At 73.2% G+C, this 20,826-nt stretch carries 20 protein-coding genes; 12 read left to right on the forward strand and 8 right to left on the reverse strand.

Annotated elements, in window-relative coordinates; all coding sequences use genetic code 11:
* Positions 1 to 85: 85 nt before the first annotated feature.
* Positions 86 to 1,663 (forward strand): acetolactate synthase large subunit, encoded by a 1,578-nt coding sequence (locus AC507J_RS21700; RefSeq protein WP_496291007.1) that lies wholly within the window; start codon positions 86 to 88, stop codon positions 1,661 to 1,663.
* A 38-nt stretch (positions 1,664 to 1,701) separates the two neighbouring features.
* Here the strand turns inward: AC507J_RS21700 and AC507J_RS21705 are convergent, their stop codons facing one another.
* On the reverse strand, positions 1,702 to 2,529 hold the full coding sequence (locus AC507J_RS21705) for a pectate lyase (protein ID WP_496291008.1): 828 nt from the start codon (positions 2,527 to 2,529) through the stop codon (positions 1,702 to 1,704).
* Between the two features lie 182 nt (positions 2,530 to 2,711).
* On the opposite strand from AC507J_RS21705, the gene AC507J_RS21710 reads away from it, so the two are divergent.
* Entirely contained in the window at positions 2,712 to 3,509 is a 798-nt protein-coding gene (locus AC507J_RS21710; protein ID WP_496291027.1) for an alpha/beta fold hydrolase, read from the forward strand.
* 34 nt (positions 3,510 to 3,543) lie between these two features.
* Here AC507J_RS21710 and AC507J_RS21715 read toward each other — a convergent pair whose 3' ends face one another.
* A complete protein-coding gene (locus AC507J_RS21715) occupies positions 3,544 to 4,137 on the reverse strand; it encodes a dihydrofolate reductase family protein (protein WP_496291009.1) in 594 nt (197 codons plus the stop codon).
* 77 nt (positions 4,138 to 4,214) lie between these two features.
* On the opposite strand from AC507J_RS21715, the gene AC507J_RS21720 reads away from it, so the two are divergent.
* The gene (locus tag AC507J_RS21720; RefSeq protein ID WP_496291010.1) at positions 4,215 to 4,796 is read left to right on the forward strand and encodes a TetR/AcrR family transcriptional regulator; all 582 of its coding nucleotides are present in this window, start codon (positions 4,215 to 4,217) and stop codon (positions 4,794 to 4,796) included.
* A gap of 75 nt (positions 4,797 to 4,871) precedes the next feature.
* Here the strand turns inward: AC507J_RS21720 and AC507J_RS21725 are convergent, their stop codons facing one another.
* Positions 4,872 to 5,810 (reverse strand): phosphotransferase, encoded by a 939-nt coding sequence (locus tag AC507J_RS21725; RefSeq protein WP_496291011.1) that lies wholly within the window; start codon positions 5,808 to 5,810, stop codon positions 4,872 to 4,874.
* Between the two features lie 124 nt (positions 5,811 to 5,934).
* On the opposite strand from AC507J_RS21725, the gene AC507J_RS21730 reads away from it, so the two are divergent.
* Positions 5,935 to 7,080: a polysaccharide pyruvyl transferase family protein gene (locus AC507J_RS21730; RefSeq protein WP_496291012.1), complete on the forward strand. Its 1,146-nt coding sequence runs from the start codon at positions 5,935 to 5,937 to the stop codon at positions 7,078 to 7,080.
* A gap of 26 nt (positions 7,081 to 7,106) precedes the next feature.
* Here the strand turns inward: AC507J_RS21730 and AC507J_RS21735 are convergent, their stop codons facing one another.
* Positions 7,107 to 7,313: a DUF8847 domain-containing protein gene (locus tag AC507J_RS21735; RefSeq protein WP_496291013.1), complete on the reverse strand. Its 207-nt coding sequence runs from the start codon at positions 7,311 to 7,313 to the stop codon at positions 7,107 to 7,109.
* 209 nt (positions 7,314 to 7,522) lie between these two features.
* On the opposite strand from AC507J_RS21735, the gene AC507J_RS21740 reads away from it, so the two are divergent.
* Positions 7,523 to 8,044 carry a DinB family protein gene (locus tag AC507J_RS21740; RefSeq protein ID WP_496291014.1) on the forward strand — a complete coding sequence of 174 codons (522 nt, stop codon included), beginning with the start codon at positions 7,523 to 7,525 and terminating at the stop codon, positions 8,042 to 8,044.
* A 128-nt stretch (positions 8,045 to 8,172) separates the two neighbouring features.
* Here AC507J_RS21740 and AC507J_RS21745 read toward each other — a convergent pair whose 3' ends face one another.
* On the reverse strand, positions 8,173 to 9,042 hold the full coding sequence (locus tag AC507J_RS21745) for a carbohydrate kinase family protein (RefSeq protein ID WP_496291015.1): 870 nt from the start codon (positions 9,040 to 9,042) through the stop codon (positions 8,173 to 8,175).
* A 112-nt stretch (positions 9,043 to 9,154) separates the two neighbouring features.
* On the opposite strand from AC507J_RS21745, the gene AC507J_RS21750 reads away from it, so the two are divergent.
* Both AC507J_RS21750 and AC507J_RS21755 read left to right on the forward strand, forming a co-directional pair.
* Positions 9,155 to 12,433, forward strand: coding sequence for an SNF2-related protein (locus AC507J_RS21750; protein WP_496291016.1), 3,279 nt, complete (start codon positions 9,155 to 9,157; stop codon positions 12,431 to 12,433).
* Positions 12,430 to 13,377 carry an SWIM zinc finger family protein gene (locus AC507J_RS21755; RefSeq protein WP_496291017.1) on the forward strand — a complete coding sequence of 316 codons (948 nt, stop codon included), beginning with the start codon at positions 12,430 to 12,432 and terminating at the stop codon, positions 13,375 to 13,377. The genes AC507J_RS21750 and AC507J_RS21755 overlap by 4 nt, the downstream gene beginning before the upstream one ends.
* A gap of 7 nt (positions 13,378 to 13,384) precedes the next feature.
* On the opposite strand, the gene AC507J_RS21760 is transcribed toward AC507J_RS21755, so the two are convergent.
* Both AC507J_RS21760 and AC507J_RS21765 read right to left on the reverse strand, forming a co-directional pair.
* A complete protein-coding gene (locus AC507J_RS21760; protein ID WP_341717056.1) occupies positions 13,385 to 13,642 on the reverse strand; it encodes a DUF3040 domain-containing protein in 258 nt (85 codons plus the stop codon).
* Between the two features lie 553 nt (positions 13,643 to 14,195).
* The gene (locus AC507J_RS21765) at positions 14,196 to 14,867 is read right to left on the reverse strand and encodes a bifunctional DNA primase/polymerase (protein WP_496291018.1); all 672 of its coding nucleotides are present in this window, start codon (positions 14,865 to 14,867) and stop codon (positions 14,196 to 14,198) included.
* 247 nt (positions 14,868 to 15,114) lie between these two features.
* Between AC507J_RS21765 and AC507J_RS21770 the strand changes: the two genes are divergently transcribed.
* The 5 genes from AC507J_RS21770 (at position 15,115) to AC507J_RS21790 (ending at position 19,994) form a co-directional block, all read left to right on the forward strand.
* Positions 15,115 to 16,344 (forward strand): helix-turn-helix domain-containing protein, encoded by a 1,230-nt coding sequence (locus tag AC507J_RS21770; protein ID WP_496291019.1) that lies wholly within the window; start codon positions 15,115 to 15,117, stop codon positions 16,342 to 16,344.
* Positions 16,345 to 16,360: 16 nt separating this feature from the next.
* Positions 16,361 to 16,969 carry a flavoprotein gene (locus AC507J_RS21775; RefSeq protein ID WP_496291020.1) on the forward strand — a complete coding sequence of 203 codons (609 nt, stop codon included), beginning with the start codon at positions 16,361 to 16,363 and terminating at the stop codon, positions 16,967 to 16,969.
* 117 nt (positions 16,970 to 17,086) lie between these two features.
* Positions 17,087 to 18,037, forward strand: coding sequence for a Nif3-like dinuclear metal center hexameric protein (locus tag AC507J_RS21780; RefSeq protein ID WP_496291021.1), 951 nt, complete (start codon positions 17,087 to 17,089; stop codon positions 18,035 to 18,037).
* On the forward strand, positions 18,027 to 18,764 hold the full coding sequence (locus tag AC507J_RS21785) for a zinc ribbon domain-containing protein (RefSeq protein WP_496291022.1): 738 nt from the start codon (positions 18,027 to 18,029) through the stop codon (positions 18,762 to 18,764). Before AC507J_RS21780 ends, AC507J_RS21785 begins: the two co-directional genes overlap by 11 nt.
* Before the next feature lie 3 nt (positions 18,765 to 18,767).
* Positions 18,768 to 19,994, forward strand: a complete 1,227-nt coding sequence (locus AC507J_RS21790) for a bifunctional RNase H/acid phosphatase (RefSeq protein WP_496291023.1) — start codon at positions 18,768 to 18,770, stop codon at positions 19,992 to 19,994.
* A gap of 64 nt (positions 19,995 to 20,058) precedes the next feature.
* Here AC507J_RS21790 and AC507J_RS21795 read toward each other — a convergent pair whose 3' ends face one another.
* A complete protein-coding gene (locus AC507J_RS21795) occupies positions 20,059 to 20,820 on the reverse strand; it encodes a sulfite exporter TauE/SafE family protein (protein ID WP_496291028.1) in 762 nt (253 codons plus the stop codon).
* Positions 20,821 to 20,826: the final 6 nt, after the last annotated feature.

Raw genomic sequence — 20,826 nt, forward strand, 5'->3', positions numbered from 1 at the left:
GCTGCAACCTGACCAAAACTGGCATTTCGCACCTATTGCGAAAGTTAGTGTGGTCCACGCAAGACGTTGGCAGATCGTGCGTCTGATGGAGGTGGCGCAGGTGAACGGGGCTGAATCACTGCTTCGAACGCTGGCAGACGGTGGCGTGGAAGTTCTCTTCACCAATCCCGGCACCACCGAACTGCACCTGGTCGGTGCCCTCGATGCGGTTCCGGAACTGCGCGGGGTGCTCACCCTTTTTGAGGGGGTGGCCACTGGCGCTGCGGATGGTTACGCGCGCATCGCCGGCAAGCCGGCGGCCACGCTGCTGCATCTCGGACCGGGCCTCGCGTACGGCCTGACGAACCTGCACAACAGCCGCCGCGCCAACTCCCCGGTGGTGAACGTCGTCGGAGACCACGCCACGTACCACAACACCTTCGATCCGCCATTGAACTCCGACATCGCTGCGCTGGCGGGGTGGCTGCGCGGCTCGGTCCGCCGACCGGAGAACGCCGCCGGCGCCGGGACCGACGCAGCCGCGACGCTGCAGGCGGCCGTGCAAGCGCCCGGGCAGGTCGCCACAGTGATCATGCCGGCCGATGTCTCATGGAGCGACGGGGGGACGCTCGGCGTGCCCGCCATGCCTCGTCCGGCGCCGACCGTCACCGAGGACGTGATCGCCCGGATCGCCGACGTGATCCGCGGCGGCGAGCCGACCGCGCTGATTATCGGCGGGCCGGCGCTGCGGGCGGTGGGCCTCTGCGCGGCCAGCCGCATCGCGGTCGCGAGTGGCGTACGCGTCCTTCAGGAGCTCTACTCCAACAGAGTCGAGCGCGGCGCGGGCCTGCCCGCCTTTCCCCGACTCGGTTTCTACCCGGATCAGGTCCTCAAACAGTTGGCCGGGGTACGCCATGTGATCATTGCTGGCGCGAAAGCGCCCGTCTCCTTCTTCGCCTACCCCGACCACCCGAGTTGCCTCGTCCCGCAGGACGCCCAAACCCACACTCTCGCCGAGGTCGGCCAGGACGCCGTCGCCGCGCTCGTTCGTCTTGCCGATCTGGTGGCACCCGAGACGAGCCCCCGGGTTACGGAGCCTCATCGACAATCGATGCCCAGCGGACCGCTCACCCTGCAGAACTGGTGCGACGTCGTGGCGGCGTTGCTACCCGACCAGGCGATCGTCATTGACGAGACGGTCAGCTCAGGCACTGCCCTAGCAGCCGCCACCGCAGGTTCTGCCCGACATGACGTCCTGATGCAGACCGGCGGCGCGATGGGCGACGGCATGCCGTTGGCCGTCGGCGCCGCCGTCGCCGCACCCGACCGGCCGGTCGTGGCTTTGGAGGCCGACGGTTGCGCCATGTACACCATCACCGCCCTCTGGACGCAGGCCCGCGAACAGTTGGACGTCACAACCATCATCCTCAGCAATCACGCCTACGCCATCCTGCGCCAGGAGTGGCAGTACTTCAGCAGTCGACCTCCGGGCGCCGCGTCGCCGGACAGCAATCCACTACTCGACATATCCAACCCAGCGATCGACTTCGTGAGACTCGCGGAGGCATTCGGTGTTCCCGCCAGCCGGGCAAGCACCGCCGAGCAACTCGCGGAGCAGTTCTCCCGGGCGCTTGCGGAACCCGGGCCCCATCTCATCGACGCCACGATTGCACCCGCCGCCTGACTTCGCGCCAGCCGGCGCGGAGGGCAAGAGAGCCGGGGTCAGCCGGCGACGATGCACGTCCGCCCGTCCGGTCCCGAACCGATCTTGCGGGGCTCGGCACCGGTGTTGTTGCCCTCGAAGAGGTCGCAGAGATCCGCACGCCCGCCGCCGATGAAGGTCACGCCCTCGATGATGGCCCGGTCGCCGAGGTTGGCGTTGACGCCGACCAGCACGTCGCCGGTGCCGGTGACGGTGATGTTCCGCAGGGTGACGGTGCGCGCGGCCTGGGTACGGCAGTTGCCGCAGGAACGGTAGAGCTTGCCGAAGTCGTCGTCGACCTGGAAGTCGGTGATGGTGACCGATCCGCCGGCACCCCGGTTGTCCTGGAAGATCTTGTCCGCGGCCTTAGCCGCGCTGCCGCCCTCGATCAACACCACCGCGTTGTTGCCCCGGAAGGTGGCGGCGTCCTCGCCGACGTCCTCCCAGTGGACGTTGCGCAGCGTGCAGCTGCCCGCGCAGTGCACCCCGTCGGCGGCCGGCGCGCCGAGGATCACGTTCTCCAGCACCGCCCCGTCAGCCAGCCGGAACAGCGGATCCTGGCTCTCGTCCTGACCGCCGTCGCCGAGGTTGCCGCTGCCGACGAAGCGCCGGTTACCGCCGTCGAAGGTGCCATCGACCCGGATCGTCTCGGTCACCGACTGCTGCCCGGTCGCCGGCGGCGGCCCGGCCAGTGTGCGCGCCGTGCTGTCGCTCGGCGACGTGCCGGCGGCCGGTGGCGCACCGGGCGGTGACTCGGCGGCGGCGAGACTGGTGACGGCGACGGTGGCGGCCAACCCCGCCGCGAGTACGCCAGCCGCCAGCCACCTACGGTGGGAACCTCTTTTCATCGGTACGCCCCTTCTGGGTCTCGCGCCGGGCGGCGCGGTTACGACACGGGGGAGTACGTGCGGGGTGGGCGTGCGGACGGGGCCTGGCGGATTCCTGGCCGAAAAGTAACGCCTCGGAGTCGCCGTGTCGCCTAGCGTGCGGCGGTGGGATGTCGGTGCTGACACGAACGGACGGGGGCCGGATGGGCTACGTGGAGGTCAACGGCGTTCGGTTCTGGTACGAGGAGCAGGGGCGCGGCCGGCCGCTGGTGCTGCTGCACGGTGGCTTCGGCGCGGTGGAGACGTTCGCCGCGATCCGGCCAGCCTTCACCGAGCGGCGGCGGCTGATCGGGGTCGACCTCCAGGGCCACGGACGCACCGCCGACATCGACCGGCCGTTGCGCTACGAGTCGATGGCCGACGACGTGGCCGCGCTGATGGTCAAGCTCGGCCTGGCCCCGGCCGACGTGCTGGGCTTCTCGCTCGGCGGTGGGGTGGCGCTGCGGCTGGCGATCCAGCACCGGGAACTGCTCCGCAGGCTGGTGGTGGTCTCCGCGCCGTGCCGGCGGCAGGGCTGGTATCCCGAGGTGCTCGCCGGGATGCCCGAGCCGGACGAGGCGGCCGGCGAGCGGATGCGGGGCACCCCGCCGCACCAGCTCTACCAGCGCCTCGCGCCGCGTCCGCAGGACTGGCCGAGGCTCTGGGCCAAGACCGGCGAACTGCTGCGCCGCGAGTACGACTGGTCGGCGGAGGTGGCCGCGGTGACCACGCCCACAATGCTTGTCTACGCCGACGCCGACTCGGTGCGTACGACGCACATGGTGGAGTGCTTCGGCCTGCTCGGCGGCGGGCACCGGGACGTCGGCTGGGACGGCCGGGACCGCCCCGCCGCCCGGCTGGCGGTGCTGCCCGGCCTGACCCACTACGACATCGTCGACTCGCCGGCCCTGCCGGCGGTGGTGCTGCCGTTCCTCACCCACCCGGCCACCCCGCCGGTCTGAGCTTCGCCCAGCCCTTCGTCCCGGGCCTCGGGCCTCAGGCGCCCTGACCGGTCGGGGCGCCGCTGGCGTAGTGCAGCAGGACCACGCCGCCGGGACCGATCGCGGTGGTGTCCAGCAGGGTGAACCTCCGTGGGTCGAAGTCGCGGGTGGCGAGCGGCACCCCGCTGCCGACCACGACCGGGTTGACCTTTACCAGCAGCTCGTCCACCTCGGGCAGCAACTGCCCGGCGAGCTGACCGCCGCCGCAGAGCCAGATGTCGCGGCCGGGCTGGCGCTTCAGCTCGCGGACGAAGGCGACCGGGTCGCCCGAGACGATCTCCGGGCCGCGATCCCGGGACGGGGGCAGCGAGCGGCTGAAGACGTACTGCTTGAGATGCGCGTACGGGCTGGTGACCCCGAGCCGCAGCGCCGGCTCGTAGGTGCCGCGTCCCATCACGACCGCGTCGAAGCGGCCCTGCGGGCGGTCGATGCCGAGTTGTTCGTGGGCGAAGCTCGGGAGGGTCTGCGGCCAGTGCGTGACGAGGTGGCGCTGGGTGTCCGGGGTGGGGTCGAAAAAGTCGTAGGAGCCGTCGGGCGCGGCGATGAAGCCGTCGATGCTGCTGGCGACGAAGTAGACGAGCTTGCGCAAAAGGATACCCCAATCACTACGGATGTCGTGGTTGCCAATGTACGACACCTGTTGTGGTTGGTGCTAGGGTCTTTTCCGTGGCACGCAACCCGCAACGCCGGGCGGCCCTGGCGGACGCCGGGCTGCGGGTGCTCGCCGCCGCCGGCGCGCGCGGCCTCACCCACCGGGCGGTCGACGCCGAGGCGGGGCTACCCCTCGGCACCGCCTCCAACTACTTCCGCTCCCGCGACGACCTGCTCGGCGCGCTCGCCGAGCGGATCTTCGAGCGGTTCGCCCCGGACGAGGCGGTGCTCGCCCGGCTGGCCGGCCGGGAGCCGTCCCTGGACCTCTTCACCGACTACGTCCGCTACATCGTCGAGCGGACCACCCGCCATCCCGACCTGACCCGTGCCCTGATCGAGTTACGCCTGGAGGCCGCCCGTCGGCCCGGCCTGGCCCGGATCCTGGGCGACACGCTGCGCCGCGGCTACCGAGACGACGTCGCCTTCCACACCGCCGCCGGACTGCCCGGCGGCGCGTTCGAGGTGGCCCTGCTGCACTACGCGATCGACGGTCTGCTGCTCGACCTGCTCACCGCCTCGATCGATGCCGGCTTCGACACCGACCGGGTGGTCGAGGCCCTGGTGTCGCGGCTCGCCACCGCGCCCCGCACCGGCTGACCGGGCGGCTCCGGCGACGTGGGACGGTGAGCGCGCCGGTCATGTGCTGGGCGCTGCGAGACCGGGCGTGGGTGGTCAGGCCGCCAGCCGCTCGGCCAGCCAGCCGAGCGTGGCCTCGGACTGGGCCCGTTGGAAGGCCCGGAGGGTCGGGATGCCCGGCGGTGGCGGCCGGCGGGCCCGGTCGGTGAAGAAGCCGGCCAGGCCGGCATAGAGGCCGGTCACCGCGTCCGGGTCGGCGTCCGCGATGACCGGCAGCCGGCGCAGCATGGCCTCGGTGTCGTGGCCACCGTGCAGGCGTACGTTAAGCAGCAACATCGCGGTATCCAGCCAGGCGGGGCCACGTGACGCCCACGGCCAGTCGACCACGCAGACCCGGCCCGCCGCGTCGACCAACAGGTTGTCGGCGCGTACGTCGACGTGGCAGAGGGTGTCGCCGACCAGCGTGGCCAGGCCGTGCTCGGTCGCCGCGAGGAGGTCGTCCAGGTGCGCCCGGGCCCACGGGTCCAGGTCCTGCGGCGGGTCCTCGGCGATCAGGCGCCAGCCGGCGAAGTCCTTCGCCAGGTGCTCGGCGATGGTCGGAACCTCCGGCACCGGCGTCGGGGTCAGCGCGGTGGCCATCGACTCCAATGCCGCCAGCGCGGCGGTCAGCTCGTCGGCCCGCCACGGGGTCGCCGGGTGCCGCCCGTCGACATCGGTGAACACGAGGGCCACCCAGTAACCGTCGTCGTGGCAGCCGAGCAGCCGGGGCGTCGGCGCGTACGCCGGCAGTGCGGCGGTGATCCGCGCCTCGGCGCGGTGCATCGCCGGGCTGTCCGGGTTCTGTGCCGGGCTGACCGCCTTGACGAAGGCCCGCCGGCCACCGGCCGTGCGGACCCGGTCCGCGGTGCCCGGTGAATAGCCGCCGGGCTGCGACACGGCCGTCACCACCCGGTCACCGAGGATCTCCTCGACGGCGGAGCGGACATCGCGGGGCAGTTGCTCCCAGCGGAGTCGAATCTTCGTAGCCACCTGCACACCGTTCACCGTGCCGGGACCAACCCGAGCACGGCAACCCGGTTTCCCGCTGTGGCCGGGCGGAGGAGTGTTCCCGGCCGCAGCGGGAAACGTCGGAGCGGACGCACCTGGGGAGGAGCGACGGATGACGCGTGCCGCACTGACCATCGGCGTGCTCGGCTCGTACGGCGGGCGCAATCTCGGCGACGAGGCGATCCTCACCGGTCTACTGACCGATCTGCGACGGCAGGAGCCAAACGGCCGGATCATCGTCTTCTCGCGCAATCCCGAGCACACCCGGCAGGCCCACCCGGATGTGGAGGCGGTGCCGTGGGAGGGGGTCAGCCGCAGCGACTCGGCCCTCGTACTGTCCCAGTTGGATCTGCTCATCCTCGGCGGTGGCGGCATCCTCTACGACAAGGAGGCCCGCCGCTACCTGCGGGTCGTCCGGGTCGCGCAGGAGCGCGGCCTGCCCCTGCTGACCTACGCCGTAGGCGTCGGACCGCTCAGCGAGATGGTGGACACCGGCATGGTCCGCGAGACCCTCGCCGGGGCCACCCAGGTCACCGTACGTGACCAGGAGTCACGGATGGTGCTGGAGGAGGCGGGGCTGCTCAACCCGATCACCGTCACCGCCGACCCGGCGTTCCTGCTGCAACCGGCGGAGTTCCCGGCGAGTCTGCTGCGTGAGGAGGGGGTGCCGGACGGCAAGCGGCTGGTGGGGATGAGCGTGCGGGAGCCGGGGCGGGCCGCCGAACGGCTCGACGTGGACGGCTACCACCGCCTGCTGGCCCAGATCGGCGACTTCCTGGTGCACCGGATCGACGCGCACGTGCTGTTCGTGCCGATGGAGCGCGACGACATCCGGCACTCGCACGGCGTACTGTCGCACATGATCGCGGCGGAGCGGGGGCGGATCCTGCACGGCACCTACTCGCCGGAGCAGGTGCTGGGGCTGATGCGCCACTTCGACCTGGCGGTCGGCATGCGGCTGCACTTCCTGATCTTCGCCGCGATGATGGGTACGCCGTTCCTGCCCCTCCCGTACGCGGGCAAGGTCTTCGACCTGGCCCAGCGGTTGGGGGTACCGGCGCTGCGCGGCGTGGAGCGGGAGGTGGAGGGCCCGCTACTGGCCGAGGTGGACCAGCTGTGGGACGAGCGCGACCAGCGGGCCGAGCACACCGCGCGGCGGGTGGCGCAGGTCTGCGAGGAGGCCCGGGGCACCTCGCGGGTGACCGCGGCGGTGCTGGAGAGCCTGCGCAGCCGCTCCCTCGCCGAGGTAGGGGCCTGACCTTCCGACTGCTGCCCCGGCAGGGCTCAGACGGCCGGTCCCCGCCAGCGGTAGCACCACTGCTGGGCGCCGCCGTCGATCGACTCCAACTCGTAGATGTCCGCCTCGGCCAGGCCGGCCGGACCCAGGTGGTGGTGGGTCAGCGGGGGCCGGCCGTTCGGGTCCAACTCGACGGTGACCCGCTGCCCGTCCGCCGAACCACCCACCAGAGGGATCTCAACCGTTCCTGCCATGCGCCCATCCTGCCCGCCCGCCGTCGCGCCCGCAGCGGATAGCCGGCACACCGGCCGTCGCGCCCGCAGCGGATAGCCGGCACACCCGCCGTCGCGCCCGCAGCGGATAGCCGGCACACCGGCCGTCGCGCCCGCAGCGGATAGCCGGCACACCCGCCGTCGCGCCACACGGGGCGGCCGGGCGGGCCGAACCTGACTAGCCTCTCGGCATGGCGGAGATTGCGATTGATCCGACGCTCGGGCCGGTGGTCAACCGGGCGGCCGACGAACGGGCGGTCCTCGAATCCTTCCTCGACTTCCACCGGGCGGTGCTGCTGCGCAAGCTGCGCGGCGTCTCCGACGCCGACGCGACCCGCCGGCTGGTGCCGTCCGCCACCACCCTCGCCGGGCTGGTCAAACACCTCACCGAGATCGAGCGCAACTGGTTCCACATCCTGCTCGACCCGGCACCGGGCGAGACGTTCCCCACCACCGAGGAGGCGGCGCTGGCCAGCTTCACCCTGGCCGAGGGCGACACCGTGGCGAGCCTGATAGCCGGCTACGAACGGGCCTGTGCCCGATCCCGGGAGGTGGCCGCGCGCTTCGACCTCGACCACGTGGTGCCGCATCCGCAGCTCGGCGAGGTGTCGCTGCGCTGGATCCTGGTGCACCTGGTCGAGGAGACCGCCCGGCACGTCGGGCACGCCGACATCCTGCGCGAACTCACCGACGGGTCCACCGGCGCCCTCTGACCGACGCCGGGCGGCAGAGCGAGCGGGCGGGCTGGCCGCGACCAGGCCGGAGTCGACGCTGGTACCGGCCAGAACACGTTCGGCGGCACCTTGCCGGCGGCGCGGGGCGCGCGGGGGCACCAGCGCCGTCAGGCCGTCGGCAGCAGCCCCGGCGGGTACTCCATGCCGTCGTGGGTGCAGGCCGCAGCGGCGACCCGGGCGGCGTACCCGGCGGCCTCCTGCCACGTCGCGCCGCGCAACCGGGCCGCGAGGATCCCGGCGGCGAACGCGTCCCCGGCCCCGTTGGTGTCGACCACCGGGCCGGGCGGCGTGGCCGCCGGCACCCGGCCGACCCTGCCACCCAGATGCAGGTCCGCACCCTCGGCGCCGCGGGTCACAAGCACCGGCCGCGGCGCCAGCGCGGCGGCCACTGCGCCCGCCCGGTCGCCAAGCGCGGCGCCGCTGACCAGTACCAGCTCGGCGAGTTCGGCGAAGGGGCGATGGTACGGGTTCTCGCCGTCCCAGTCGTGCAGGTCGGTGGAGGTGCCCACTCCCTCGCCCAGCACCTCGCCGAGGGCGGGCAGCAGATCCCGGACCCAGGCCATGATCGACAGGTGGACATGGGCCGAGTCGTGGGCCAGCGCCGCCAGTTGGGTGACCGGGAACGGCGCGGGCCCGCCCGCCGACCGGGGGTCGTACAGCGCCATCCGGCGGCCGTCCGGATCGACCAGGTTCACCGAGCGGCGGGTGCCGGCGGGCTCCTCGGCCAGCACGGCGCGGACACCGGTGCGGCTCAGCGCGGCCCGGACCACGTCACCGGCCGGGTCCGCGCCGATCGCGTCGACCACCGCGACCCGCAGCCCCAGCGCGTGCGCGGCGAGCACCACACCGGCGCCGGTGTTGCCGATCCGCAGGTCGATCGGCTCGACGGTGACGGAGTCGACCACCGGTAGCGGCAAGCCGGGTACGCGTACCCGCACGTCCACCCCGAGGCCGCCGAGCACCAACACGTCGTACATGGCGCCGACCCTAGCCGGTACGAGCCGCCTATCCTGACCCGAGTGTTAATAGGGGGCCCCTCCTCTACCGCAGGCGTTAACAAGGGGCCCTTCCTTCTGACAGGGAGAGTGTGTGCTCGTCGTGCACGGGGTGTGGCTGGCCGGGCGAGGGCTGGCCGTCTGGGCCGAGGACAGCACCCGGCCGACGGAGGTGGTGCGCCGGCCCGGCCGGGCACCCCGGGAACGGCCACACCCGTTCGCCGCCGAGCAGACCACGCTGGTCGCCGTGCTGGCCGAGGCCGCCGAACCGACGGACCTGGGCACCGCGCTGCTCAGCCTGCCCACCCGCGCCGGCGCCCCGCTGGACTCGCCGGAGCTGGTCCGGACCTCCGACGTGCCGCCGGCCCGTGGTGCGGTCACCCTGGCCGGCTGGCGGGTGCCCGTCCTGGCGTACGCCCCGGACGCCGCGTTGTCGCTGCTCGGCGCCCTCGACGGGCTGGCCGCCGCAGCCGGCGCCAGCCTGCGGCACCTGGCCGAGCTGAGCGCCTTCGCCGCCGACCTGGCCAGCCGCGGCCGGGTCCTGCCCGGCCTGGCCGACCCGGCGCACCACGACCGCGCCGGCCAGGCCGTCGGCGCAGCGGCGGGGAAGCGGCGGCGCCACGACGCCGGAGCCGGCCCGGCACGCCACGCTGCCTCGGCCGGGGCGGCCCGCCGGACCGGCGAGACGGGCGTGCCCGCCCGCGCGGTGTGGCGGCCGCTGCTCACCGGGACCGACGCCACCTGGGCGCGGGCGCTGGCGCTGGCCCTGCCGCCGGCCACCCGCGCGGTGGTCGAGGCGGAGCTGTCCGGGACGTCGGCCGCCGAGGGTGCACCGGAGTCCGCCCGGCCGCGCCGCAACAGCCAGGGCCACCGGGAACCGTCCCGGCCGGTCGTCGACGCGCCGGGGCTGCTGGTAGCCGATGCGCTCGACGCGCTCACCGACGCGGCGGTGCGGGCCGCCCTGCCGGCGGCCGCCCTGGCCCGAGGGGTACGCACCAACGGCGCGGTGGTGCCCTGGCTGGGCGCGCTGACCGGACCCGGTCGCGAGTTCACCGCCGACCCGGCGGCGCTGGAGACCTTGCGGCACGAACTGGACACCTGGCAGCGCGACGCCGCCGGCGGGTCGGTACGGGCTAGTTTCCGGCTGGTCGAGCCGGTGGCCGAGGAGGTCGACGAACCGCTGACCGTGGTGCCGGTGGATCCCGACGCCGCCGTGGCGACCGGGGACGCCTGGCGGGTGGAGTTCGGGCTCCGCGCGGCCGACGAGCCGGGCCTGCACGTCGACGCCGGTCAGGTGTGGCGCGGGGCGGGGCTGCCGGTGGTCGGGGACAGTCCACAGGAGACGCTCCTGGCCGAGCTGGGCCGGGCCAGCCGGCTCTGGCCCGAGCTGGACACGGCGCTGCGTACCGCCACGCCTGAGGCGCTGGAGCTGGACACCGAGGGCGCCCACCGGTTCCTGCGCGAGGGCGCGCCGATGCTGCATGCGGCCGGTTTCACCGTGCTGCTGCCGTCCTGGTGGCAACGCCCCTCGGCGCGGCTCGGCGCGCGGTTGCGGGCCAGTTCCCGGTCCGCGCCCGGCACCGTGACCGGCTCCGGTGACCGGGTCGGCCTGGACGCCCTGGTCGACTACCGCTGGGAGGTGGCGCTCGGGGAGCAGGCGCTCACGGAGGACGAGCTGGGCCGGCTGGTGGAGTTGAAGACCCCGCTGGTGCGGCTGCGCGGTCGCTGGGTCGAGCTGGACCCGAAGCGGCTCGCCGCTGGGTTGCGCCTGCTGCGCTCCACCGGCGAGCTGACCGTCGCCGACCTGCTGCGGCTGGGCCTCGCCGACGGCGAGCAGCCGGACGCCCTGCCGGTGCTGGAGGTGACCGCCGACGGCGCGCTGGGCGATCTGCTCGCGGGCGCCGTCGAGCGCCGGCTCGCCCCGTTGACCGAGCCGCCGTCCTTTCAGGGCACGCTGCGGCCGTACCAGCGACGGGGGCTGGCCTGGTTGGCGTTCCTCCAGTCCCTCGGACTGGGCGGGGTGCTCGCCGACGACATGGGGCTCGGCAAGACGGTGCAGCTGCTGGCCCTGCTCGCCGCCGACCCGCCGCAGGCCGGGCCGACCCTGCTGGTCTGCCCGATGTCGCTGGTCGGCAACTGGCAGCGGGAGGCCGCCCGGTTCACCCCGGAGCTGCGCGTACACGTGCACCATGGCGCCCAGCGGGCCCGCGGCGAGGACTTCGCCACCGCCGTGCACGGCGCGGACCTGGTCCTCACCACCTACAGCGTGGCCGCCCGGGACGCGGTGGTGCTGGCCGGCATCGACTGGTACCGGGTGGTGCTGGACGAGGCGCAGGCCATCAAGAACGCCGCCACCCGGCAGGCCGAGGCGGTCCGGGCGCTGCCGGCCCGGCACCGGATCGCGGTGACCGGTACGCCTGTGGAGAACCGGTTGGCCGACCTCTGGTCCATCATGCAGTTCGTCAACCCGGGGCTGCTCGGCCCGGCGGCGACCTTCCGCAAGCGCTTCGCCGAACCGATCGAGCGGCACGCCGACGCCGAGGCCGCGCAACGGTTGCGCCGGATCACCGGCCCGTTCGTGCTGCGCCGGCTCAAGACCGACTCGTCGATCATCTCCGATCTGCCGGAGAAGCTGGAGATGGAGGTCTTCTGCAACCTCACCGCCGAGCAGGCGGCGCTCTACCGGGCGGTGGTCGACGACATGCTGGCCCGGATCGAGTCCAGCGAGGGCATCGAGCGGCGCGGCCTGGTGCTGGCCACCATGACCCGACTCAAGCAGGTCTGCAACCATCCCGCGCAGCTGCTGCGCGACGACTCCCCGCTGGCCGGGCGCTCCGGCAAACTGGCCCGGTTGGAGGAGATCCTCGACGAGGTCCTGGCGGCGGGGGAGAAGGCGCTGCTCTTCACCCAGTACGCGGAGTTCGGCGGGATGCTGCGCGGGCACCTGGCGGCCCGTTTCGGCCGGGAGGTGTTGTTCCTGCACGGTGGGGTCGGCAAGGCCGACCGCGACGAGTTGGTCGCCCGGTTCCAGTCCGACGGCGGTCCGGCCCTCTTCGTGCTCTCCCTCAAGGCCGGCGGCACCGGGCTGACCCTGACCGCCGCCAACCACGTGGTGCACGTCGACAGGTGGTGGAATCCGGCGGTGGAGGATCAGGCCACCGACCGGGCGTTCCGGATCGGGCAGCGTCGCCGGGTGCAGGTCCGCAAGTTCGTCTGCGCCGGCACGGTGGAGGAGAAGATCGCCGCCATGATCGCCGAGAAGCGCGGCCTGGCCGCCTCGGTGGTCGGCACCGGCGAGCAGTGGGTCACCGAACTCTCCACCGACCAGCTGCGTGAGCTGTTCACCCTGGAGGCCGGGGCGGTGGCCGAGTGAGCGACTGGGGGCAGTACGCCGACTACGGCCCGCCGCGTCGGGTCGACGGCGGGCTGCGGGCCCGCAGCACCCGGGGCACGATCGGGGTCTCCTGGTGGTCGCGTCGCTTCCTGGAGGTGCTGGAATCGTTCGCGCTCGGCACCCGGCTGACCCGGGGCCGCTCGTACGCCCGCGCCGGCCAGGTGCTGAGCCTCGACATCGCGCCCGGCAAGGTGAGTGCGCTGGTGCAGGGTTCGCGGACCCAGCCGTACCGGGTCCAGATCGGACTGCGCCCCTTCCCGGCCCGGCTGTGGCACCGGCTCGAAGGGCAGCTGGCCGCCCAGGCGTTCTTCAGCGCCCGGCTGCTCGCCGGTGACCTGCCGGCCGAGTTGGAGGAGCTGTTCGCCGCCGCCGGGGCGCCGCTCTTCCCGGCCACCGTGGCGGAGCTGGCGCAGAGCTGTTCGTGCCCGGATTTCGCGGTGCCCTGCAAACACCTCGCGGCCACCTTCTACCTGCTGGCCGAGGCGTTCGACGCGGACCCGTTCGCCCTGCTGCACTGGCGCGGACGGAACCGGGCCGAGCTGCTCGAACGGCTCCGCCAGCTCCGCGGCACCGCATCACCCGGGCCGTCGTCGGCCGGTGCCCGGGTGGTCGGCCCGCAACGTGGCGGCGACTCCGCCGCACCCGGCGATCCTGCCCCGGGCGGGCCCACCGTCGACGGTCCGGCCGGGCCGCAGGTGGCGCCGGTCGGCGCGGTCCGGGCCCTCGCCGACCTGCCGGCCGTACCGATCGCCGGTACGGTCGACCGGTTCTGGCTGCCGCCGGTGCCGCTGCCGGACCGACCACCCACGCTGGCCAGCCGGCCCGACCTGCTACTCCGGCAGCTCGGTGCGCCGGCACCGGCGATCGGTGGGCCGGGCCTGGTGGAGCGGCTACGGCGGGCGTACGGGCAACTCGGCGAGTGACCGGCGGTTACAGCCAGCGTTGCCGGAACCGCCACATCAGCATCGCGTTGGCCAGCAGCACCACGGCGCAGGCCGCCCCGGCCGACCGGCCGAACATCACGGTGGTCGCCGGCAGCGACGCCCACAGCACGATGGTCAGCAGCAACAGCCATCGGCCACGCCGGAACCGGGCCCGGTTGTCGAGCCGGGCGAAGAACGCCGGATCACTCTCCCGCAGGTGACGGGTGATCTGTTCGAATCTGCGCTGATCCTCTTTGCTGAGCATGTGCCTTCCCCTCACGCGTTCAGCAACGGTGCGGCGGAATACCCGCTGGGTCCTGGCTAACGCGCTCTTCCTGCTGGTACTTGCCGCAGCAGGGCAGTGGATCTCCGCCGGACACCGGTGGCCGCGGACGAGTGTCCCGTTCGCCCGGTCCGTACCTGATTCGTCCGGAGATGCCGCCGGGTCCGCTTCGTCGGCGGCGGGCGATCAGCCGGCGCTTACCGGCCCAAGGACCAGCGGTCGGCTCAGGCTCAACGGGCGGGGCGGTGGGTGCCCGCCGGTCGGGTGCCCGGCGGCCGGGACCGTCCGGGGCGGGCGCCGGGTGGCCGGGTGGCGGCCCACCGCCGGCTCGGCCGGTACCGCCGGGGCGGTTCGGCACCGCCAGGCTGGTGCATGGTGTCGTCCGTGGCCATCTGGCCCCCCGCTCCCGGCGCAGGCACGCCGTCGTGGTGCTCAACGAGCACCCGCCGCCGGGCGTCGCTGCCCCGAGCGACCACCTTCCCCCGGCGTCGGTCGCCCGCGCCGCCTCGGCCCGGTCGCCGACGCCGGCCCCGGGTCACCTGGCCCGGCGGGGCAGCGGCAGGTGACCCGGCACCAGCGCGGCGGTAAGCGCGATACCTGCGTCGCGCAGCGCGTCGATCAGGGTGGTCTGCACCAGATAGGAGTCCGGCAGTTGCCAGCGGGCCTGCTCCGGCGCGACCGCCCAGCGGACCGGCCCCTCGGGCAGCCGGGTGGGCGGGGCGGGAATCCACGAACCGGGCCCGTGCCGCACCACCTGTAGGCAGTGTTCCAACTCGGGGCGCAGCGGGTCGCCGGGGCGGACCAGGAACATCCAGCGCGCCGTCGGCGTGACCAGGACCGGTCCGCGTACGCCCGGGCCGACGGGATGGGCCCGCACCGCTTCCAACATCCGCTCGCCCAGGTGGGCGGGTATCTCCAGCACGTCGAAGGCGCGGCCGGTGGGCAGCAGTACGCCGTGCGGGCGCGACCGCCACCAGGTGGCCACCCGGGCCGGGTCGGAGCTGGCGGCCTGCTCCCAGTCCTCCAGCGCGGGATGGCAGCCGATCGTCGGGCAACCGGCCCGGCCGCAGACGAACCGGCTGCGCGCCAGGCAGGCACCCGGGGTCACCTCCCAGCCGTGCATCGCGTACCGCACCGCGACGCGGCGCAGCCGCACCCGTTCCAGCGGCGACAGCGGTGCCACACGCGGCCCGACGTTCCCCCACATTGGCGCCATCTCCCCTCGCCGGACCGCCCGGTGCGGCTCACATGTAGAACACCGTCACTGCCTCGGTTCGCGATCGTTCAACTGAGCAAAGTGACTGATGCAACTTGCACGAAAGGTATGAGGGTCAGCCGTACGGCTGACGCACAACCTGTGCGACCAGCGGAAACATGAGATACGGACGGATCGGCGCGCCCGCGGAACGGCCGGTGGTACCTGGCCGGAGCGTCGACAGGGGAGGACTGAACAGATGGACGAACTGCCCATCGGGCGGCGGGTGGCCTACTGGCGGGGCCGGCGACGAATGTCGCAACAGGTCTTCGCCGACCGGTTGGGCAAGTCGAAAAGCTGGGTCGACAAAATCGAGCGGGGCGTTCGTCGGCTGGACAAGTTCTCCGTGCTCTACGAGATCGCCGACATCCTTCAACTGGACGTGCAACTGCTGCTCGGCAAGGACCCGGAGCGGCGCACCGACACGCTGAACTGCATCGACCAGTTCGAGGTCGAGGAGATCCGGTCGGCCCTGGAGACGTACGACTCGGTGAGCGCGTACTTCAGCACCGCGCCGTGCCCGCCGCCGCTGGCCGACACCGGCAAGGCGGTCACCCACGCCTGGCTGACCTATCAGTACGGCCGCTACGGGATGCTCACCCGGGCGCTGCCCAAGCTGTTGCGTGACGCCCAGGCGGCCGACGCCGCCTACGGCAGCGGTGACCAGGCGCGGCACGCCGCCCACCTGCTCGGGCAGGTCTACCAGATCGCCTCCTCGGTGCTCCGCAAGCTCGGCGAGTGCGAGCTGGCCTGGCTCGCCGCCGACCGCTCCATCGCGGTCGCCCAGCGCGCCAACGACCAGCTGCTCGCCGGGGTCGCCACCACCCGGGTCTGCAACGCCCTGGTGGCGATGGGCCGCGCCCGTCCGGCGCTGGAGCTGAACGTCAACATCGCCAACCAGCTAGCCCCCGGTGGTGACAACGCCAACGATCCGGAGCGCCTCTCCGTCTACGGGATGCTGCTGTTGCAGGGCGCCATGGCCGCTGCCCGCATCGGCGATGCCTCCACAGTGGACGACCTGCTCGACGAGGCCCAGGAGGCGGCCCGGGTGCTCGTCACCGACCAGAACCACTACTGGACCTCCTTCGGTCCCACAAACGTCCAACTGCACCGCGCGGCAGCCGCCGTCGAACTTGGCGACGGCGGGCGGGCGATCGAGGTGCACCAGCGGATCCTGCCGGCGCAGTTCGACGCGCTGCTGCCCGAGCGGCGGGCGCACCACCTGCTCGACCTGGCCCGGGGCTACGCCCAGATCGGCGACGTGGCCCACGCCGGCGAGATGCTGCTGCGTGGCGACCGGCTGGCCCCCTCCGAGATCCGCTGCCGGCCGATCGCCCACGTGGTGATGTCGGACGTGCTACGTCGCACACGTGGTGCGCCGCCTTCCCTGATCGCAGAGTTGGCTGAGCACATGGGAGTAGGAGTATGACCACGGGGCCGGTCTGATGACCGGTTCGCACCGCCACGACGGGCACCGCGAGGTGCTCTACCTCATCGCCTGCGGCTCGCCGCTGGCCCGAGACGTGGGTCGGCTCGTCGAGCTGGCCCAGCAGGACGGCTGGGACGTCTGCGTGGTCACCACGCCCGACGGTGCCAAGTTCGTCGACCGGACCGCGGTGGCGCGGCAGACCGGCCACCCGGTGCGTACGCACTACAAGAACCCCGGCGATCCGGACGTGCTGCCGCCGGCCGACGCGATGATCGTCTGCCCGGCGACGGTCAACACGGTAAACAAGTGGGCGGCCGGCATCACCGACACCCTCGCCCTCGGACTGCTGGTCGAGGCGCAGGGCCGGGGCGTACCACTGGTCGCCGTGCCGTACACGAACGTGGCGATGGCCGCCCACCCCGCCTTCCAGGCCGGCCTCGCCCGCCTCACCGAATGGGGCGTGCACGTGCTCTTCGGCGACCACGTCGTACCGCTGCACCCACCCGGCACCGGCGAACGCCACCAGCACGCCTTCCCCTGGGCCCTCGCCCTCACCGCCCTGCGCCCCGGGTGTAAGGAAGGGCCCCTTGTTAACGCCTCAGGTAGTAAAGGGGCCCCCTCCTAACATCTCGACCGAACGCCTCGGCTCCGGGCACCCCAGCTGGGTGTCCGGGACCGAGGTGTTCCGGGGTCGGCCAGGTGACCGCCCGCGACGCCGCCGACGCCGGTAAGCTGGCCCGCCGTGAGCACAACCGCAGCCGCGCCGACGGTCGCCGAGGTCGTGGCCGAGCTGGAGCGGCACTATCCGCCGGCCTGGGCCGAGGAGTGGGATCGGGTCGGGCTGGTGCTCGGCGAGCCGTGTGCCCCCGTACGCCGGATCCTCTGCGTCGTCGACGTGGTCCCCGAGACGGTCGCGGAGGCGCTCGACGCTGGCGTCGACATGATCATCGCGCATCACCCGCTGCTGCTCCGCGGCGTCTCCTCGGTGGCGCCCACCACGTACAAGGGCCGGATCATCCACCAGCTGATCAAGGCCGACGTGGCGTTGTACGTCGCGCACACCAACGCCGACGTGGCCGTGCCCGGGGTTTCCGACGCGCTCGCCACCCGGCTCGGGCTGGTCGACCTGCGCCCGCTGCAACCCGCCCGCCCCGGCACGCCCGCCGCCGGTGAGGGGCGCGGCGCCGGCCGGATCGGCCGGCTGCCGCAGCCGATGACCCTGGCCGAACTGGCCCGGCACGCCGCCGCCGTGCTGCCGGCCACCGCCGTCGGCGTACGCGCCGCCGGGGACCCGAACCGGGCCGTGCGTACCCTTGCGGTCTGCGGCGGCGCGGGAGACAGCTTCCTGGCCGACGCGACCGCCGCCGGGGTGGACGCCTACCTCACCGCAGACCTGCGCCACCATCCGGCCGGCGAACACCTCGCCACGGACGGGCCGGCGCTGCTAGACGCCACCCACTGGGCCACCGAGCGGCCCTGGCTGGACGACCTGGCCACGGTGCTGCGTACCGTGCCGGGCGTGCAGACCCTGGTGTCCGACCTGGACACCGACCCGTGGACCGTACACGCCAGCTCAACCCCACCGGCCGAAACCGCGGCGGAGAGCTCCGCGGCGGACGAACCCCGCAGCGGACGTACCCGGACGGCGGACGAACCCGCAGCGGACGACAAGGAGCCCGACCGTGAAGGCTGACCCCCAGGTCCAGCGCCGCCTGCTCGACCTCCAGGCGATCGACACCGCGCTCGCCCAGCTCGCCCACCGCCGGCGGACGCTGCCCGAGCGGGCCGAGCTGGAGACTCTGGCACGGGAGTTGTCCGCCCTGGAGGACGAGCGGGTCCGCGCCCAGGTGGCGGTCGACGACCTGGACCGGGACATCGCCCGGATGGAGAAGGACGTCGACCAGGTGCGGGCGCGCAAGGCCAAGGACGAGGCCCGGCTGGCCGCCGGCACCGGCCCGGCCCGCGAACTGGAGGCCCTCCAGCACGAGCTGGTCTCGCTCAACCGCCGGCAGAACGACCTGGAAGATGCCGAGCTGGAGTTGATGGAGCAGCGGGAGACCGCCCAGTCGGTGCTGGACGGGGTGGAACAGCGGCTTGCCGAGGCGCGCGACCGGCGGGCCGCCACCGAGCAGCGCCGGGACGAGAGCCTCGGCGAGATCGGCCGCGAGGAGGAGTTCAAACGCTCCGCCCGGCAGCCGCTCGCCAACGACCTTCCCGCCGACCTGGTGCAGCTCTACGACCGGATCCGCACCGACACCGGGCTCGGCGCGGCCCTGCTCACCGCCGGCCGCTGCGGCGGCTGCCGGCTGGAACTCTCCGGTGCCGACCTGGCCCGGATCCGCAAGGCCGACCCGGACGAGGTGGTCCGCTGCGAGGAGTGCCGCCGGATCATGGTCCGCACCAACGAGTCCGGGCTGTAGCCCGTGGCACCGCGTACCCTCCTGGTCGAGGCCGACGGCGGATCCCGGGGCAACCCGGGCCCGGCCGGCTACGGTGCCGTGGTCCGCGACCAGGCGACCGGCGCCGTGCTCGCCGAGCGCAGCGAGGCCATCGGCACCGCCACCAACAACGTCGCCGAGTACCGGGGACTGATCGCCGGCCTGGCCGCCGCCGCCGAACTGGCCGCCGACGAGGTGGAGGTCCGGATGGACTCCAAGCTCGTGGTCGAGCAGATGTGCGGTCGCTGGCAGATCAAGCACCCGGGGCTGCGCCCGCTGGCCGCCGAGGCCGCCCGGCTGGTCGGGCGCTTCGCGGCCGTCCGCTTCGAGTGGATCCCCCGGGACCGCAACACCCACGCCGACGCCCTCGCCAACGCCGCAATGGACGCCGCCGCGGCGGGCGGCACCCCCGCCCCCGCCGTCGCCCCGCCCCGCCTGGTCGAACCACCGCGCACGCTCAGCGGCCCGCAGCCGGCCGGCGGCGGCGCGGCGAAGCCCACCGAGCGGGCCGAGTCGCCCGGTGCCGACCTGACCACCGCCCCGGTCTCCTGGGAGCCGCGACCCAGCTTCACCGCCACCCGGCTGATCCTGGTCCGGCACGGCGAAACCGAGTACACCGAGCAGGGCCGCTACTCCGGGCGCGGCGACATCGCGCTCTCGGAGAAGGGCCAGGCCCAGGTGCGGGCCACCGCCGCCCGGGTCGCCGCGCTCGCCCCGGACGCTGCGGCCGTGGTCAGCTCACCGCTGTCCAGGTGTACGGCGACCGCGGCGGCGATCGCCGAAGCCATCGGCGACTTGCCGGTACGCCACGACGACGACCTGATCGAATGCGACTTCGGTGTCTGGGAGGGGCGCACCTTCGCCGAGGTACGCGAGCGCTGGGCCGGCGAACTCGACGCCTGGCTCGCCTCCACCCGGGTCGCCCCACCCGAGGGTGAATCCTTCGCCCAGGTCGCCGAGCGCTGCACCCGGGTGGTCGGCCGGCTCGCCGAGGCGTACCCCGGTCAGACCGTCATCCTGGTCTCGCACGTCTCGCCGATCAAGCTGCTGCTGCGCGACGCGCTCGCCGCCAGCGACGCCTTCCTGCACCGCCTCTACCTCGACGCCGCCGGCATCTCGATCTTCGACCGCTGGCCCGACGGCGGCCTGGCCGTCCGCACCGTAAACGACACCGCCCACCTCGCCGCTGTGCAAGGAAGGGCCCCCCATTAACGCCTCGTGTAGTAAAAGGGCCCCTTCTTAACCCGCCGACCAGCCCAGCACCCCACGACGCGGATCAGGCGAAGGAGCGCCAGAGCAGGTAGCCACCGATGACCGTGCCGAAGACCACGATCACACTCCGGAGCACCGCCGACGGCAGCCGGCGGACCAACCGGGCACCCGCGTACCCGCCGACCAACGTCGCGGGCGCGACCAGCGCGACCCCCACCCAGTTGACCGGGCCGGCGACCGCGAAGACCAGAACCGTGGTCACGCCCACCACGGCGGAGAGCAAATTCTTGATCGCGCTCACCCGGGCCAGCGTCGCATCCAGCACCAGCGCCAGACTCGCGACAAGCATCACCCCGAGCGCCGCGCCGAAGTAGCCGCCGTACACCGCGGCCAACCCCACCACCACCTGGACGGTCACCGCCCGCCGGCCCGGCGCCAGATCGCGCGGATGGCCGACCAGCCGGCGCAGCGACCCCTGAAATGCCAGCAGCGCGGTCGCCCCGAGCACCAGGAAGGGTACGACCACCTCGAACGCCCGGGCCGGCGTGACAAGCAGCAGTGCCGCCCCGGCCAGCGCGCCGAGCACCGTGATCGGCACCAGACTGAGCAGCAGCCGCCCGCGCGGCAGATCCATCCAACTGCCCGCCACGGCAGCCCCGTACCCTGGTGCGACCGCCAGCGAGTTGGTGACGTTCGCCGCCACCGGCGGCAGCCCAACCGCCAGCAGCGCCGGAAACGTGATCAGCGAGCCGCCCCCGGCCACCGCATTGACGGTGCCCGCCGCCAGCCCAGCGACCAGCAGCAACGCCCCGTCAACAAGATCCATACCCCG

This window comes from Micromonospora sp. PRAS1, assembly GCF_059553435.1.